The sequence below is a fragment of the Streptosporangium minutum genome, from assembly GCF_002149035.1.
Lineage (GTDB): Bacteria > Actinomycetota > Actinomycetes > Streptosporangiales > Streptosporangiaceae > Streptosporangium > Streptosporangium minutum.
Genome location: NZ_NGFP01000252.1, coordinates 1 through 13,403, shown reverse-complemented (window position 1 = coordinate 13,403; position 13,403 = coordinate 1). Strand labels below are relative to the sequence as shown.

12 protein-coding genes are annotated in these 13,403 nt (G+C 71.2%); 5 read left to right on the top strand and 7 right to left on the bottom strand.

Annotated features, from left to right (window positions below; all coding sequences use genetic code 11):
* Nucleotides 1–39 precede the first annotated feature (39 nt).
* The 3 genes from CA984_RS36195 to CA984_RS36185 are packed head-to-tail and all read right to left on the bottom strand — an operon-like array spanning nucleotide 40 to nucleotide 3,694.
* Nucleotides 40–1,518, bottom strand: a complete 1,479-nt coding sequence (locus CA984_RS36195) for an AMP-binding protein (RefSeq protein ID WP_086577912.1) — start codon at nucleotides 1,516–1,518, stop codon at nucleotides 40–42.
* Nucleotides 1,519–1,535: 17 nt separating this feature from the next.
* Nucleotides 1,536–2,516, bottom strand: coding sequence for an acyl-CoA dehydrogenase family protein (locus tag CA984_RS36190; protein WP_086577911.1), 981 nt, complete (start codon nucleotides 2,514–2,516; stop codon nucleotides 1,536–1,538).
* Nucleotides 2,513–3,694: an acyl-CoA dehydrogenase family protein gene (locus CA984_RS36185; RefSeq protein ID WP_086577910.1), complete on the bottom strand. Its 1,182-nt coding sequence runs from the start codon at nucleotides 3,692–3,694 to the stop codon at nucleotides 2,513–2,515. The genes CA984_RS36190 and CA984_RS36185 overlap by 4 nt, the downstream gene beginning before the upstream one ends.
* Nucleotides 3,695–3,865: 171 nt before the next feature.
* Between CA984_RS36185 and CA984_RS36180 the strand changes: the two genes are divergently transcribed.
* Both CA984_RS36180 and CA984_RS36175 read left to right on the top strand, forming a co-directional pair.
* Entirely contained in the window at nucleotides 3,866–5,209 is a 1,344-nt protein-coding gene (locus CA984_RS36180) for a sensor histidine kinase (RefSeq protein ID WP_086577909.1), read from the top strand.
* A 9-nt stretch (nucleotides 5,210–5,218) separates the two neighbouring features.
* The gene (locus tag CA984_RS36175) at nucleotides 5,219–5,821 is read left to right on the top strand and encodes a TetR/AcrR family transcriptional regulator (protein ID WP_086577908.1); all 603 of its coding nucleotides are present in this window, start codon (nucleotides 5,219–5,221) and stop codon (nucleotides 5,819–5,821) included.
* Here the strand turns inward: CA984_RS36175 and CA984_RS36170 are convergent.
* Nucleotides 5,778–6,662: a DMT family transporter gene (locus CA984_RS36170; protein WP_165781537.1), complete on the bottom strand. Its 885-nt coding sequence runs from the start codon at nucleotides 6,660–6,662 to the stop codon at nucleotides 5,778–5,780. The genes CA984_RS36175 and CA984_RS36170 overlap by 44 nt on opposite strands.
* Nucleotides 6,663–6,884: 222 nt before the next feature.
* Between CA984_RS36170 and CA984_RS36165 the strand changes: the two genes are divergently transcribed.
* Together CA984_RS36165 and CA984_RS36160 are read left to right on the top strand one after the other, a co-directional pair.
* Complete coding sequence (locus tag CA984_RS36165; RefSeq protein WP_086577906.1) at nucleotides 6,885–7,874, top strand: AurF N-oxygenase family protein; 990 nt, start codon at nucleotides 6,885–6,887, stop codon at nucleotides 7,872–7,874.
* A 184-nt stretch (nucleotides 7,875–8,058) separates the two neighbouring features.
* A complete protein-coding gene (locus CA984_RS36160) occupies nucleotides 8,059–8,856 on the top strand; it encodes an SDR family NAD(P)-dependent oxidoreductase (protein ID WP_086577905.1) in 798 nt (265 codons plus the stop codon).
* Between the two features lie 130 nt (nucleotides 8,857–8,986).
* On the opposite strand, the gene CA984_RS36155 is transcribed toward CA984_RS36160, so the two are convergent.
* Nucleotides 8,987–10,366: a glycoside hydrolase family 5 protein gene (locus CA984_RS36155; protein WP_086577904.1), complete on the bottom strand. Its 1,380-nt coding sequence runs from the start codon at nucleotides 10,364–10,366 to the stop codon at nucleotides 8,987–8,989.
* A gap of 242 nt (nucleotides 10,367–10,608) precedes the next feature.
* On the opposite strand from CA984_RS36155, the gene CA984_RS36150 reads away from it, so the two are divergent.
* Nucleotides 10,609–11,622 (top strand): LacI family DNA-binding transcriptional regulator, encoded by a 1,014-nt coding sequence (locus CA984_RS36150; protein ID WP_086577903.1) that lies wholly within the window; start codon nucleotides 10,609–10,611, stop codon nucleotides 11,620–11,622.
* 9 nt (nucleotides 11,623–11,631) lie between these two features.
* On the opposite strand, the gene CA984_RS36145 is transcribed toward CA984_RS36150, so the two are convergent.
* Together CA984_RS36145 and CA984_RS36140 are read right to left on the bottom strand one after the other, a co-directional pair.
* Nucleotides 11,632–12,483, bottom strand: a complete 852-nt coding sequence (locus tag CA984_RS36145; protein WP_086577902.1) for a carbohydrate ABC transporter permease — start codon at nucleotides 12,481–12,483, stop codon at nucleotides 11,632–11,634.
* Nucleotides 12,480–13,403 (bottom strand): ABC transporter permease subunit (locus CA984_RS36140; protein ID WP_207621161.1); only part of this gene is annotated, 924 nt, incomplete at its 5' end. The genes CA984_RS36140 and CA984_RS36145, both read right to left, overlap by 4 nt.

The window sequence follows — 13,403 nt, the reverse complement described above, 5'->3', positions numbered from 1 at the left end:
GAATGGATCACCCTCTGATCCCCCGGCAGCGGCGGCTCGCTATCCGGACAGATACTCCTCCCGGACCCTGGAGCGCGACAGCTTTCCCGTGGGGGTGCGGGGCAGCTCGTCGCGGAACTCGATGACCCTGGGGTGCTTGAAGCGGGCGATGCGCGGGCCGAGGTGGTCCAGCAGCTCCCGCGGGGAGGGGTGGGGGCCGGGGACCGGCTGGACCAGCGCGACCACGCGGTGGCCCCACTCCTCGTCGGGCACGCCGATCACCGCGACGTCGGCGACCGCGGGGTGCTCCAGCAGCGCCGCCTCGATCTCGGCGGGGTAGATGTTCACCCCGCCGGAGATGATCAGGTCGGTACGGCGGTCGCACAGGAACAGGAACCCGTCCTTGTCCATGAAGCCGATGTCGCCGGGGGCGTACCACTCCCCGCGCATGCTGGAGGCGGTCTTCGCCGGGTCCTTGCGGTAGGTGAAGCTGCCGAGACCCGACTTGAGGTAGACCATGCCCGGCTCGCCGGCGGGGACCTCCTCGCCGTCCGGGTCGAGGATCCTCGCCTCGAAGCCCGGGGCCGGGCGGCCGACCGTGCCGGGACGTTCCAGCCAGTCGTGCGGCTTGACGGAGAAGGCGATGGTGGACTCGGTGGAGCCGTAGTACTCGTACAGGACCGGGCCCCACCAGTCCATGATCTCCTTCTTGACCGCCACCGGGCAGGCCGCCCCCGTGTGGATCACCTGCCGGAGCGACGACACGTCGTACTTCCGGCGGACCTCGTCCGGCAGCCGGAGCATCCGGTGGAACATCGTCGGGACCATCATGGCGTTGGTCACCCGGTGCCTGTCGACCAGTTCGAGGATCGCGACCGGCTCGAACCTGGGCGCGATCACCAGGGTGTGGCCCAGGTGCAGCGCGAACATCGTGTGGGCGCACGGCGCGGAGTGGTACATCGGCGAGGTCACCAGGTGGATCTCGTCGCCCGGCCGCAGGTCGCAGACCTCGCCGAGGAACCAGGTGACGAGCGGGACCGTCGCCTCCGGCTCGGCGCCGGACAGGGGCCGCTGGACGCCCTTGGGGAAGCCGGTGGTGCCCGAGGTGTACCACATGACGGTCCCCGCCGACCGGTCGCCGGGGTCCGTCACGGGCCGGCCCTCGGCCAGCCCGCCGACGCCGGTGAGCGCCCCCTCCACGGGGTGGTCCCGGTCGGCGACCACGACCTTGGCGTCGCAGTCGGCCACGATGTAGGCGATCTCGGCCGCGGTCAGGTGCCAGTTGACCGGCACGTAGTACAGCCCGATCTGCCCGGTGGCCATCAGCATGACCACCGCGTCGAGGCCGTTGGGCAGCACGCCCGCGACCACGTCGCCCTCGGTGAGCCCCCGTGCCCGCAGTCCGTGCGACACCTGGTTGACCTTGGCGAGCAGCTCGCCGTAGGTCGTCACCGCGCCGTCGGCGTCGATCACCGCCCGGCGGTCCGGGTCGGCCTGCGCGATCCGGTAGAAACCGGGGAGCGTGCTGATGTCGGGCATGGGATCCCTCCTCGGGCTCAGAGCTCCAGCAGATCGGCGAGACGCGCCCGGTGGATCCGCGGCGGGCCGAGGAGCACCTCATCCGACTTGGCCCGCTTGTAGTACAGATGCGCGTCGTGCTCCCAGGTGAAACCGATCCCGCCGTGCAGCAGCAGGCTGTCGCGGGCCACCTCGAAACAGGCCCGGCCCACGTAGGCCTGGGCGAGCGCGGCGGCCAGGGGCAGCTCGCCGGGCGCCTCGTCGGCCGCCCAGGCCGCGTTCCGGACGATCGACTCGGCCTGCTCCAGCTTGCAGTGCATGTCGGCGAGCTTGTGCTTGACCCCCTGGTAGGAGCCGATGAGCCGGCCGAAGGCCACCCGGATCCGGCTGTAGGCCACGATCGCGTCGAGTGAGGCCCGCAGCACGCCGAGCTGCTCGGCGGCCACCGCCACCGCGAACAGGTCGCGGACCCTCTCCATCCCCGCCTCGGAGGAGGCGACGGCCTCGCCCGCGACCGACTCCACCCGTGCCTGCCTGCGCGTCGGGTCCAGGGTGGTCAGCGGGGTACGGCCGCCGCCCCGGACGGCCCGGACCCGCGCGCCGTCCACCATGAGGACCACGTCGGCCTCGGCGCCGTTGAGCGCCCGGTCTCCGTCGAGTGCCACGGTCGCGACGGTGGTCCCGGCGGCGATGTCCGGCAGCAGCTCCTTGTCCCCCAGCTCGGTCAGCAGGATCGTGGCGAGGGCGGTGGCCAGGAACGGGCCGGGCAGCAGCGCCGCGCCGGTCTCCTCCAGGACGATCGCGAGCTCGGCGTATCCGGCTCCGGCGCCGCCGTACTCCTGCGGGACGATGAGGCCGGCGAGCCCGAGCTCGCCGTTGAGGCGGCGGTAGACCGCCGGGTCGTAGCCGCTCTCCGACTCGGCCGCCCGGCGGACGTCGGGCAGGGGCGAGGCGGCGACGAGGAAGGAGCGGACCGTGTCGCGCAGTTCCCGCTGCTCTTCGGTGAGGACGAGGTTCACTGCCGGGTTCCCGTCTTCAGGTCCTTGAACGGAACGGTCTTGTCCACTCTCGGCTCGGGCGGCAGGTTCAGCACCCGGTCGCCGATGATGTTGCGCATGATCTCGTTGGTGCCGCCGCCGAGGGACAGCGCGGGGGCGAGGGAGATCGAGCCGGCCAGCCGCCCGTCGTCCTCGTAGGCCACGGCCTCGGGGCCGGCCAGCGAGGTGGCCAGGTCGGCCTGGAACATGCTGAGCTCGGCGAGGAGCAGTTTGGCCGCGCTGCCCCGGGCGCCGGGGAACATCCCGGCCTTGGTCTCCTGGGCGAGCCGCTGGTTGAACAGGGCCAGCGCGCGGGAGCGGATGTAGAGCTCGACGAGCTGGTCCCGGACGAGGTGGTCGCCGGTGTCCACGGTGTGGCGCAGCGCCTCGAAGGCGACCGGGTTGTCCTTCTGGCCGCCCATGCCGACGCCGCTGGAGATCGACAGGCGCTCGTGCAGGAGGGTCGTGACCGCGCAGTTCCAGCCGTCGTTGACCCGGCCGACCAGGTTCTCCGCGGGGATGTGCACGTCGTCGAAGAAGATCTCGTTGAAGTGGGCGCGGCCGGTCATGTCGCGCAGCGGCCGGACGGTGACACCGGGGGCGTGCATGTCCACGACGAACATCGACAGGCCCTTGTGCTTGGGCACGTCCACGTCGGTCCGGGTGAGCAGCAGGCCCCAGTCGGCGTGCTGGGCCACCGAGGTCCAGACCTTCTGGCCGCTGACCACCCAGCCGTCCTCGGTCTCCGTCGCCCGGGTCTGCAGGGCGGCGACGTCGCTGCCCGCGCCGGGCTCGGAGAAGAGCTGGCACCAGATCTCCTCCCCCCGCAGCAGCGGGCGGAGGTGGCGTGCCTTCTGCCCGGGGGTGCCGAGGTCGACCAGGGTCGGCCCGCACATGCCCAGTCCGATGGAGAACACGTAGGTCGGCAGCGTGAAGTCCTTGGCCTCCTCGGCGAAGGCGCGCTCCTCGGCCTGGCTCAGCCCCTGCCCGCCCCACTCGGCCGGCCAGGAGATCCCCGAATAGCCCGCGTCGTAGAGGTCGGCCATGAAGGCCTTCGCCGCGGCCACCCCGTCGGCGCCCGGGTCGTCCTCGTCTCTGCTCCGCCGTGCGTTGGCCTCCAGCCAGCTTCTGGCCCTCCGGCGGTACTCCTCAAGGTCCATGTCCGCTCCAATCAGCGCGCACTTACTCTAACCAGCGGCGAGCCGGCAGTACAGAGCAATGCTCTACAGCAGAAGGAGGAGCGATATTTGCCCTCGCTTGGCCATGAAGCACCAGGAATCGGTAATCAATCCATCCATTGTGATCGTCTGATCTCGGGGGGAGAGATTGGTGTGGTCACGCGGAACTCCTGGTCCGTGCGGACACGGCTGACGCTGATCGCCATCACCGTCGCCTTCCTGTGCGGCCTTCTCACCACCACCGTCCTGGCGCTCTCCCTGCACGACCTGGCGGACGGCTTGCGCACCAACGAGGTCGCCAGCGCCGCCCTGGAGGTCATCCACCTCGACGAGCAGGCGTCGACGCCGGTCACCCTGCCCCAGGGGAAGGCCGCGGGCGTCCAGGTGGTGAACTCGGTCGGCACGGTCGTGGCGGCCACCCCGTCGCTGGCCGGCGCGCCCCCGGTGGCGGACTTCGCTCCCTCCGCCGGGAGCACGCGAACCGACAGGGAGCTCTGCCGGATCCCCGAGTTCCCCGGCAGGTGCATGGTGGTCGTCGCCCTGCGGATTCCCCGCCCCGGCGGCGAATGGCTCGTCTACTCCGTCGACGACGTCGTCCCCTGGTACGTCCAGCCCCAGGTGTTCGCCGTGCTCGTCGGCGCCTGCCTGGCACTTGTGGCGCTGGCCGGGGTCGGCGCCCACCACATGGTGACCAGGGCGCTCCGCCCGGTGAGCGACATCAGCGACCACCTGGCGGAGATCACCGCCACCGACCTCGGCCGGCGGGTGCCGGTGCCCGAGGCGCACGACGAGATCGGGAGACTGGCCGAGACGATCAACCAGACCCTGGACCGCCTGGAGGGCGCGGTGGAGCAGCAGCGCCGGTTCGCCTCCGACGCCTCCCACGACCTCCGCAGCCCGCTCACCGCCATGCGCGCCCAGGTGGAGGAGGCGCTGCTCTATCCCGAGGACACCGACTGGGGCGCGAAGGCCACCGCGATGCTCGCCAGCCTCGACCGGCTCCAGGCGCTCGTCTCCGACCTGCTGATGCTCGCCAGGATCGATGCCGGCACCCCCGTGGCCAGGGAGCCGGTCGACCTGGGCGAGCTGTGCGGCGACGAGCTGGAGCGCCGCAAGCGCGGCGTCGAGGTGGTCCGGGAGCTGAAACCCGGCCTCGTCGTGGAGGGCGACCGGCTCCGGCTGGCGCGGCTGCTGACGAACCTGCTGGACAACGCCGAACGGCACGCCGCCTCGCAGATCACGGTGAGGGTGACGGAGGAGGACGGCACGGCCGTTCTGGAGGTGCTCGACGACGGCGCCGGGATCGCCCCCGACCAGTGGGAGGTGGTCTTCCGCCGGTTCACCCGGCTGGACGCCTCGCGCAACAGGGACGCCGGGGGCACCGGGCTGGGGCTGTCCATCGCCCGGGAGATCGCCCAGGCGCACGGCGGGACCCTGGGGCTGGAAGACAGCCCGCAAGGCGCTCGTTTCGTCCTGCGTCTCCCCCTGACCCGCTAGGGTTCCCCTGTGGCACGGGGATTTGGGCGACTACGCCGCGATGATCTGCTCCGGACCGCCTGCGACGTCATCGCGGCCCAGGGGTTCGGGCACACGCGGACGGCGGACATCGCCCAGGCCGCCGGGGTCAGCCAGGCGCTGCTCTTCTACCACTTCGAGACCAAGGAGAAGCTGTTCGCCCAGGCCTTCGCCTACGCGGCCGAGCGCGACCTGGAGGCGCTCACCAAGCTGGAGGATTCGGGCGGCTCCCCGCTGGACCGGCTGCGCGGCCTGCTCAAGCTCTACTCCCCCACCGGCAGGTCCAAGTCGTGGGCACTGTGGATCGACGCCTGGGCCGAGTCGATGCGCAACGCCGACCTGGAGGAGATGTCGCGCAGGATGGATCTGCGCTGGCGGCAGGCACTGCGCGCGATCATCGACGAGGGGGCCGCGACCGGGGCCTTCACCTGCGCCGACCCCGACGGCGCGACCTGGCGGATCGTCTCGCTGATCGACGGCCTGTCCACCCAGATGACCGTGCACAAGCGCGTGCTGTCCCGGGCCCGCATGGCCGAGTTCGTCCGTACGGCTACCGCGGGGGAGCTGGGCCTGTCCCTCGACGTGCTGTCCTGAGCAGTCCGCCGGGCAGCACGACCAGGAGCATGGCCAGGGCGATCAGCCCTCCGCCGAGGAAGACGGCCCAGGTGAGCGGCTCGCCGTACATCACGACGGCCAGGGCGGTCACCCAGAGCGGCTGGGCCGACAGGATCACCGCGGCGGGCACCGGCGGGACGTGGAGCTGGCCGTACGACCGGGCCAGGAAGCCCAGCGCGCAGGCCACGATCGACAGGTGGCCGAGGAGCGCCCAGTCGCCCGTCGTGCGGGGCAGGGTGAGCCCGTCCGGCGCGGCGAGGACGCCCGTCATGAGCGCGATCGTGCCGAGCTGGATCACCGTGACCGCGTAGGCGTCGCGCCGCGCGCCGGCGAAGCTTCCCAGCACCAGCGTGTGCCCCGCGTACAGCACCGCCGACAGCAGGGTGACGGCCAGCGCGGGCAGGGAGACGGAGCCGCCCTCGGCCTCGCGCAGGAGGGTGAAGACCGTCATCGCGGCCAGCGCGAGTGCCACCGCGCCCCAGGTGCGCCCGGAGATCCTGGCGCCGAGCAGGACCAGCCCGAGGACCGGGGTGATCACCACGGAGGAGCCGACGGTGAAGCCCGAGACCGAGGACGGCAGGTCGTGCAGCGCGACGGCCTGGGCGGTCTGGCCCACGCCGAACAGCAGACCGAGCAGGACGCCGGTCAGCCAGGTGCTCTCCGGCAGCCCCCGCAGGCAGCCCGGCCGGAGCGCGAACAGGGCGAACGCCGCGATGCCGTACCGCTCGGCGAGCAGGTCCGCCACCGGCATCCGGACGATGAGGTCTTTCATCAGCGGGAAAGCCGACCCCCAGGCCACGCTGACGGACAACAGAAGCACGGCTCCCAAGAGGGGTCGAGGAGCGAACACCGCTGCCATACGGGAAGGATCGCATCACTCACCGCTACCACCAGGTCACAGACCGGATCGGGAGTAACCCGAATACAACCCTGAGGGAAGGACGCCACACCGGCGTGAGGGAGCTCACACCCTCGCGAGGGCTTCCCCCGCTATTAGATGCTTCGTACAATTACGGCGCAGACACCCGATGGGAGTGGAGCGATGACACCCGCCCCGAACACCACTGCGGACAGAGAGAGCGACCAGACGGTCGCGGAGAAGCGCGCCTACGAAGCGGTCATCGAACGCCTCTCCAAGGCCTCGGTCGACAAGCACTGGGAGCCCTACGCCGACATCCCCTGGGACGACGAGGACTTCCTCGTCCGCCAGGACGACCCCCGCTGGGAGCTGCCCGGCGTCGACAAACTGGGCGGTCACGCCTGGTACCGGGCGCAGACGCCCGAGACCCGCGCCAGGATCGGGCTGTGGCGGGTGGCGACCGCCATGAAGATCGGCCTGCAGTTCGAGAACCTGCTCAAGCGCGGCCTGCTGAACTACGCCTACCGGCTGCCGAACGGCTCCCCCGAGTTCCGCTACGTCTACCACGAGACGATCGAAGAGGGACATCACGGGATGATGTTCCAGGAGTTCGTCAACCGTACAAAGTTTCCGATCAACGGCATGCCGGGCCCGCTGAGCCTGCTCGCCCAGATCACCCCGTGGATCCCGCTGATCTCCACCGAGCTGTTCTTCATCTTCGTGCTCGGCGGCGAGGACCCGATCGACCACGTGCAGCGCAAGACCCTCAAGGAGGGCCAGATCCGGCACCCCCTGGAGGAGACCATCATGCGGATCCACATCGCGGAGGAGGCCCGGCACATCTCCTTCGCCCGGCACTACCTGCGCCGCCGGGTCCCGCGGATGCCCCGCCACCGCCGCTTCGCGCTGGGGATCGTCTCCCCGGTCGTCCTGGGCATCATGGCGCGGATCATGCTGTCGCCCCCCGGATCGATGATCAAGAGGTTCCGGATCCCGGAGCACGTCGTCAGGGAGGTCTACACCGACAATCCCGAAACGGCCCAGCAGATCCGCGACTCGGTGGGCAAGACCCGTGAGCTCTGCGCCGAGCTGGGCATGATGAACCCCGTCCAGCGCAGGGTCTGGAAGGCGATGGGCATCTGGGCGGCACCCACCGGGAAGGCGGTCCGATGAAGGCGGCGACCGTGACGGGCCGGGCGTCCGGGGAGGCGCTCCGATGAGGACGGCGACCGTGACGGGCGGGGCGTCCGGGAAGGCGGCCCGATGAAGGCGGCGACCGTGACGGGCCGGGCGTCCGGGGAGGCGCTCCGATGAGGACGGCGACCGTGACGGGCGGGGCGTCCGGGAAGGCGGCCCGATGAGGACGGCGATCGTGACGGGCGGGGCGTCCGGCATCGGCCGGGCCCTCTGCCGCGAGCTCGCCAGGCGCGGCGCGCACGTCGTGGTCGCGGATCTGGACGGCGCCGGGGCCGAGCGGGTCGCCAAGGAGTTCGGCTGCTCGGCCGCGACGCTGGACGTCACCGACGCGCGGGCCGTGCGGGACCTCGTCACGAGCGTCAGGGCCGAGCGGGGCCGGCTGGACCTCGTGTTCAACAACGCCGGGATCGCGGTCGGCGGCACCACCGACGAGCTCACCCTCGACCACTGGGACCGCACCATCGACGTGAACCTGCGCGGCGTGGTCCACGGCGTCCACGCCGCCTATCCGATCATGATGCGGCAGGGCTTCGGCCACATCGTGAACACGGCGTCCCTGGCCGGCCTGGTCCCCGCTCCCCTGATGGCCCCCTACACCGCGACCAAGCACGCGGTGGTCGGGCTGTCGCTCGCGCTGCGGGCCGAGGCGGCGGCGCACGGCGTGAAGGTGAGCGTGGTCTGCCCGGGCTTCACCGACACCCCGCTGCTCGACCACGCCAACCCCGGCCTGCCGCAGACCGCGACCGGCGCGGGCGCCCGGCGGTCGGCGACCAGGACCCAGGGCCGGCTCTACTCGGCCGACGCGCTGGCCGCCGACATCATGAAGGGCCTCGCCCGCAACCAGGCGCTCATCGTGGCGCCGGCGTCGGGGCGGATGGCCTGGCGGGGAGTACGGCTGTCGCCCTCGCTCGCCGTCCGTGCCGCCTCACTCGCCATCCGCCGCCTGGGCGGCGCCTGACGGCGAGGCGCCCGGGAGCCGGAAGCGGGTTGCCTCCCGGGCGCCTTGCCGTCCTCTCCCCGGTCAGCCCGGGCGCCTTGCCGTCCCCCCGGTCAGCCCCCGGTCAGCCAGGGTGCCTGGTCGTCCCCGGTCAACCAGGGCGCCCGGCGAGGTTGGCGGTGAGCAGGTCGATCAGCGGTTCGCGGCGGACGCAGCCCGCCAGGGCGAACGAGTCGGCCAGGGCCAGCACCTCGTCGTCGCCGAGACCGCGGAACAGCGCGCCGTACTCGGGCAGCAGCGCCTGGGCGATGAGGACGTGCCGGATCAGGTCGTCGGTCTGGTAGCGGGCGCCCCACGGGTAGGGGTCCCATCCGGGGAACTCGGTGGCCACGAGCGTGTGCAGCGGCGCCAGCAGGTCGGCCGACTCCTCCATCGTGGAACCCCACCGGTCCGCGCCGAGCCGCGCCTTCTTCTCGATGAACGGCCCGAAGCGCTCCATGTACGGCCCGGCCGCGTGGACCAGGCCCTGCAGCCCGACGTCCTTGTAGGTCCACAGCGACCAGCCCGCCCCGTGGGCGTCGTAGATGCCGAGCTGGTCGGCCAGGATCCGGTAGCGCTGCTCGTCGACCGCGGGGTCGCCGGTGTAGACCGGGCCGAACTCGCCCACCCACACCGGCGTACCCGTCTCCCGCTGGAAGGCCGTGCGCCGCTCGAAGGCCCGCTCCAGCTGGGCGCGGTCCACCCACTCCCCCCGGGTGTAGCCGGGGTAGGGCCCGCCGTGCGCGAAACCGGCCAGGGCGTAGTCGTGGCAGACGAAGACGGTGTTCTCGTAGACCTCGCGGAAGACCGAGAAGTCGGTGGAGTAGGTGTTGCCGTCCAGAAAGAGCACGTGGTCCGGGTCGACCGCCCGCAGCGCCTTGACCAGCCTGTCGTAGAACGGCCCGACCACCCTGCCCGTGGGGTCGCCGGGCTCGTTGACCGGGTTGTAGCCCGCGACCCACGGCTGGTCCCGGTAGCGGTCGGCGATCGCCTCCCACAGGTACACGACCCGGTCCTGGAAGTGCCGGTGCCGCCAGAACGAGGCGACGTGGGTGGGGTTGTCGGAGTGCCAGTGCTGGTTCTGCGCCCCCGGCAGCGCGTGCAGGTCGAGCACGCTGTAGACGCCGTGCTCGGCGAGCAGGCCGATGACGCGGTCGAGGTGGCGGAAGCCGTGCTCGATGACCTCGAACGGCCGGTCGTCCGATTCGAGATGGCGGTAGTTCACCGGGATGCGCACGCAGTTGACGCCCATCGAGGCCAGCAGCCGCGCGTCCTGCGCACCGAAGAAGGAGGTCAGCAGCCGGTCGAAGAACAGCTCGGCCCGCTCCTCGCCCAGCGCCTCGCGCACCGAGCGCCGCATCTCCGACTCGTTGGCCGGATAGCCGGTGATGAAGTTCTCCATGTTCATCCAGCCTCCGAGGCCCACGCCGCGCAGCCGTACCGCGGCGCCCTCCGGGTCGACGAGACGGGATCCGGAGACACGCAGGGTCATCAGTTCTCCTTTGCCGAAGCCGCCGGGGACGCGCCGGGGCCGCCGTGGTCCCGGCGATCAGCCGTCGGCGGCCGGACAGGTCCGGTATGGCTCACTGAAACTTTCAAAACAATGCCGAATGTTTCACATCCGGAGGATAAGTAAATTACGCATAACACGTCAATAGAGCCCTGGATGTACTTCTGGTCAGCATCCAGGGCCACCGAATCGTTCTCCGAAAGTTTTCGGATATACTCCCTCGCATGCCAGCGAAGAGCCGGGTGACAATCGCTCTGATAGCCGAAGAGGCCGGGGTCTCGGTCCCCACTGTGTCCAAGGTCATCAACGGCCGGCCGGAGGTCGCCCCGGACACCCGCCAGCGGGTGGAACGCCTGCTCCACAAACACGGCTACCAGCGGCGCGTCAGCCAGAGCGACGGACCGGTCGGGCTGATCGACCTGGTCTTCGCCGAGATCGAGAGCCCATGGGCGATGGAGATCGTCCGGGGTGCCGAGACCGCCGCCCGCGAGGTCGGCGCCAGCACCGTGATCTCCGTGCTGCACACGCACGCGGGTCCCGGCCGCGACTGGCTGGAGCGCATCGCGGCCCGCCGTACCGACGGAGTGGTGATCGTGGCGTCGCGGCTCTCCGCCGGGTTGCAGGGCCAGCTCAACGCCCGCTCGATGCCGGTCGTCGTCGTCGACCCCGAGGGAGAGCCCGCCCCCCACGTCGCCTCGGTGGGCGCCACCAACTGGAACGGCGGCCTGGCCGCCACCCGCCACCTCCTGGAGCTCGGACACCGCAGGATCGGCGTCATCGGCGGTCCGGCCGACATGCTGTGCAGCCGGGCCAGGATCGACGGCTACCGGGCGGCGCTGGAGACCGCCGGCGTCGCCGTGGCCCCCGAGCTGATCCGGCACGGCGACTTCCTGGTCGACTCCGGTCACGACCACGGCCACGGGCTGCTGTCCCTCGCCGACCCGCCCACCGCCATCTTCGCCGGCAGCGACCTGCAGGCGTTCGGCGTGTTCGAAGCCGCCCGCCAGCGCGGCCTGCGCGTCCCGGAGGACCTCAGCGTGGTCGGCTTCGACGACCTGCCGCTGGCACGCTCCGCCTGGCCGCCCCTGACGACCGTCCGCCAGCCGCTGCAGGACATGGCCGCCCTGGCCACCCGCATGGTCCTGGCCATCGGCCGGGGCGACCACTCCCAGGCCCGGCGCGTCGAACTCGCCACCGAGCTCGTCGTCCGCGAAAGCACGGCACCACCCCGCCCCTGAGCGCCCGTCTCATCCTTTCGTCGCCCCCGCGGTGAGCCCCCCGACCAGCCGCCGCTCGGCGACGGCGTAGAACCCGAGCGCCGGCACCATCGCGAGGACGACGTAGGCCAGGATGCGCGCCCAGTCGGCGGCGTACTGCCCCTGGAACTGCTGGACGCCGAGCGGGATGGTCCACCAGCCGGGGTCGTTGAAGACGACCAGCGGCAGCATGAAGTTGTTCCAGCTGCCCACGATCGCCAGCACCGACACCGTGGCCAGCGCCGGGCGGGCCATCGGCAGCAGGATCCGCCAGAGGAAGCCGAGCGCGCCGCAGCCGTCCAGCGTCGCGGCCTCCTCGATCTCGCCCGGGACGGTCCGGAAGAAACCACGCAGGACGATGATCGTCACCGGCAGCCCGAAGGCGGCCTGGGGCAGGATGACGCCCAGCGGGTTGTCCAGCAGCCCGAAGGTCCGCAGCAGGACGAAAAGCGGCAGGATCGCCACCGTGAACGGGAACATCAGCCCGGCCGTGAAGATCGTGAACAGCAGCTCGCGCCCCCTGAAGGCGAACCGGGCGAACACGAAGGCCGCCGGCGCGGAGACGCCGACGACCACCGACGCCGTGGCCAGCGCGATGAACACGCTGTTGCCGAGCTGCCGCCAGAACGAGGCGGAGGCCAGGATGTCGGTGTAGTTGGAGACGACCCACGGCGACGGCAGGCCGAAGGGGTTCGCCGACAGCTGGCCGGTGTCCTTGAACCCGCCGAGCAGGCCGAACCCGAGCGGCACGACGACGAACGCCCCGACCGCCCAGGCGATCGCGTGCAGCGTGAGGGGCCGCAGCCACGCCGCGGGCCGGGGGGCGGGGCCATGCCGGTTCATCGCTGGTCTCGCATGACGGTGATCGCTCCCTCGGTGTCGCGGCGCATGACGAATCGCTGGTAGCCGAGCGCGAAGACCAGGCTGATGACGAACATCACGACGCTGATCGCGCTGGCGTAGCCGACCTGGTACCTCTTGAAGCCGAACTGGAACATCGTGACGGCCATGGTCTCGGAGGAGTGGGCGGGTCCCCCGCCGGTGAGGACCCAGACCAGGTCGAACAGCTGGATCGCGCCGATGACGGACAGGAAAACGCTGATCCGGATCGTCGGCCCGAGCAGCGGCAGGGTGACGTGGCGGAACGCCTCCCAGGCGGTGGCGCCGTCGATCCGGGCGGCCTCGGTGAGCTCCTCCGGGATGCCCTGCCGCCCGGCCAGGTAGAGGATCATGTGGAAGCCGAAGTACTTCCACGTCATGACCAGGAACAGCGAGACCATGACGCTCGACGGGTCGGACAGCCACGCCGACTCCAGGCCGGCCACGGCCAGGAGCCGGTTGGCCACGCCCTGGTCGGGAGAGAGGATCATCGTGAACAGGACGCCGGTGATCACCTCGGAGAGGACGTACGGGGCGAAGAACAGCAGCCGGTAGAGCGCCCGTCCACGGAGCCGCTGGTTGAGCAGCATGGCGATGCCGAGCGCGAGCGGGAGCTGGACCGTCGTCGACAGGACGATCAGGACCAGGCCCCGCCACAGGTCGCCGAGGAAGACCTCGTCGGAGAACATCCGGCCGAAGTTGGCGGCTCCCACGAAATCGGTCGGCGCGCCGCCGAGGCCGTTCCACTTGAACACGCTGGTGTACATCGCCACCAGGATCGGCGCCAGGACCAGCAGACCGAACAGCGCCAGCGCCGGGAGCAGGAACAGGGCGATCGTCACCCGCCCCCGGAGCCGGGAGGCCGCTCCCGCCCTCCCCGCCCG

Excerpts from the sequence above, each read along its gene's own strand:
- CA984_RS36195 (WP_086577912.1), bottom strand. The coding sequence starts at position 1,518 with ATGCCCGACATCAGCACGCTCCCCGGTTTCTACCGGATCGCGCAGGCC.
- CA984_RS36185 (WP_086577910.1), bottom strand. The coding sequence starts at position 3,694 with ATGGACCTTGAGGAGTACCGCCGGAGGGCCAGAAGCTGGCTGGAGGCC.
- CA984_RS36165 (WP_086577906.1), top strand. The coding sequence starts at position 6,885 with ATGACACCCGCCCCGAACACCACTGCGGACAGAGAGAGCGACCAGACG.
- CA984_RS36160 (WP_086577905.1), top strand. The coding sequence starts at position 8,059 with ATGAGGACGGCGATCGTGACGGGCGGGGCGTCCGGCATCGGCCGGGCC.
- CA984_RS36155 (WP_086577904.1), bottom strand. The coding sequence starts at position 10,366 with ATGACCCTGCGTGTCTCCGGATCCCGTCTCGTCGACCCGGAGGGCGCC.
- CA984_RS36150 (WP_086577903.1), top strand. The coding sequence starts at position 10,609 with ATGCCAGCGAAGAGCCGGGTGACAATCGCTCTGATAGCCGAAGAGGCC.
- CA984_RS36145 (WP_086577902.1), bottom strand. The coding sequence starts at position 12,483 with ATGAACCGGCATGGCCCCGCCCCCCGGCCCGCGGCGTGGCTGCGGCCC.